Genomic DNA, 1,060 nt, shown 5'->3' on the forward strand with positions numbered 1-1,060 from the left:
GCCTGGCAGCTCACCACGGCGTTCACCGTGTACGCGGTGACGCTGCTGGCCACCCTGCTCGTGGCCGGTTCCGTCTCGGACCACATCGGCCGCCGGCCGGTCCTGGTGGGCGCCATGCTCCTGCTGCTGGTCACGAGCGTGCTCTTCCTGGCCGCCGACAGCATCGGCTGGATCATCGCCGCGCGTGCCGTGCAGGGCATGGCCACCGGAGCGGCCACCAGCACGTTCACCGCGGCGATCATCGAACTCTCCGGCCCCCGGCACCGGCCCGTGATGACCGTGCTGACCAGCGCCGCCCCGGTGGGCGGACTGGCCCTCGGGGCCCTGTTGGCAGGCCTGGCCGTCCAGAGCAGCGAGCACCCGACGGCGGTCGTGTTCACCGGCCTGACGGTGGTCCTGCTCTACGGCATCGCCTCCGTGCTGGCCGCCCCCGAGACCGCGGACCGCCACCCCGGTGTCCTGGCCTCGCTGCGGCCCAGGCTCAGCGTCGCCCGGGCGGCCCGGGGCTGGTACTGGTCCCTGGCTCCCCTGATTGCCGCCGGCTGGATGTTCTCCGGCCTCTTCCTCGGCCTGGCGCCGTCCTTCGACAACTCGGTCTTCGGCATCCACAGCGCGGCCCTGAACGGCGCGATCGTCGCCATCCAGCCCATGGCAGCGGCCGTGGCCGGCATCGCCTTCGGCCGGCTGCCCGCCGAGCGGGCCACCCGCGTCGGCGCACTCCTGGTCCTCGTCGGCGCCGTCCTCGCAGTCGTCGGCGTCGCGGCCGGCAACCTGCCACTGGTCATTGCCGGCGCGCTCCTCGGCGGCTCCGGACAGGGCGCGGCCTTCGGCTCCTCCCTGCGCATCCTGGGTCCGCTCGCGGACAACGCCAGCCGAGGCGGCCTCTTCGCCGCGGTCTACCTCGTCGCCTACACCGCGTACGGGGCGCCGGTCCTGCTGGCCGGCATCGCCAGTGACTTCGTCCCGCTGACCGCCACCGTCATCGCCTACGGCTCCGTCGTGGCCCTGCTCGCCGCGACCGCAGCCCTCTCACTGACCCTGCGGGCACGCCGCACCGACC

General features: G+C 74.0%; 1 protein-coding gene. It reads left to right on the plus strand.

Going from position 1 to position 1,060, the window contains the following annotated elements; translation table 11 throughout:
* On the plus strand, positions 1-1,060 hold a 1,060-nt coding region (locus tag LQ326_RS47250), incomplete at both ends, for an MFS transporter (protein ID WP_234545389.1).

It is taken from the genome of Streptomyces shenzhenensis, from assembly GCF_021462265.1.
GTDB classification, from domain to species: Bacteria; Actinomycetota; Actinomycetes; order Streptomycetales; family Streptomycetaceae; genus Streptomyces; species Streptomyces shenzhenensis.